We start from the raw sequence: 1,231 nt of genomic DNA, 5'->3' as shown, positions 1-1,231 counted from the left end.
GGTCGGGCGAGGGAATCTTGGTCGTGAACCCGTCCACCAGAGGCTTCACTTGACTGTTGAATCAACCGGCCAGCTCACGCCGCAAGTTGGCAAAGCCTCAGTGGCAGGTGTCACCAGCTGATGAGGTCCCATGAGGGATGCCGTACGCGCGAATCCTCGTCGAAGAGGACACGGGAGCGTGGCTCACGGTTGCGCAGCAGCGCAAGACCGCAGGGGACAAGCACAAGAGCAAGACACAGTCCTCCGAGGCCGGGCTCATGTTCCTTGAGAATGCCCATGCCGAGCCAGCCGGCCGGAAGGATCAACAGGCATCGCAACAAGCCCAAGGATCGGGACCGATAGGCTGCGACGGCAATCAGAACAGAACCGAGAATAGTTCCGACGGAGATCGCCACCGGAATGCGCCAGAAGGCATATGCGAGGTCACCGTACCCATCGAGGAACACTGAAGACGCCGCGTCGCTTCCAAGTCGTTCGACCAGATTGAAAGCGGTGGCATCCACTCCCAGATAAAATATCCGCGCGCCGAGGCCGAGCGTCATCAAACCGGCTCCCAGTGTCGCGATCAGTGGTGCTCGGCGGGCCGCGATGTGAGAGAGACTGATCATCGCCGGTATCAGCAAGACGACGCCGATGAGCAAGAGAGTCCATCCTGCAGTGGAAAGTCCTGGCGCTCGATCATGGACTACGAGCAGCATCGATGCGGCAAACGCATCTGCGTCCAGATCATCGAGCTCAGTCGGAGACAGGGACGCTGACTGCCTGGCCAGCCACTGCACAAACAGCCCCGAGGTCCACACCAGGGGGCCGACGATCAGTGTGAGACCTCCGAGAACTCTCCCGGGAAACGGACTCCAACGGTCGAGCGCCGAACCGGGTGCGACGTGGTTCTCGTGAGTTTCTTGGGGAACCGACACGTTGAAGCCTCCTGTTTGCCGATGCGATTCAGGCCTACGACAGGTGAATCGCCGGCATGCGCCGAGAGCGGACATCGGATCTCCGACAGCTGCGCCGACGTCTGCCTCTGACAGCCTCTTGATGGGAGTACAGTCCAACCGTCGCCAGTCGTGCTGCGCAAGGCTACGACGACGGAAGACCGGTGCAGCGCTGCCCACTGATGAGTGTATGCCATGAGACTTTGCCAACTTGCGGCGTGAGCTGGCCGGTTGATTCAACAGTCAAGTGAAGCCTCTGGTGGACGGGTTCACGACCAAGATTCCCTCGCCCGACC

The 1,231-nt window shown here is 60.7% G+C and carries 1 protein-coding gene; it reads right to left on the bottom strand.

The genetic code is table 11. The features are described from left to right. Positions 1–110 precede the first annotated feature (110 nt). Entirely contained in the window at positions 111–917 is an 807-nt protein-coding gene (locus H297_RS43400; protein WP_158693749.1) for a hypothetical protein, read from the bottom strand. Between the last annotated feature and the right edge of the window lie 314 nt (positions 918–1,231).

Source organism: Streptomyces sp. CNT360 (genome assembly GCF_000424785.1).
Note: the sequence above shows the minus strand (reverse complement) of the source record. Positions and strands in the feature narration are given on the sequence as shown.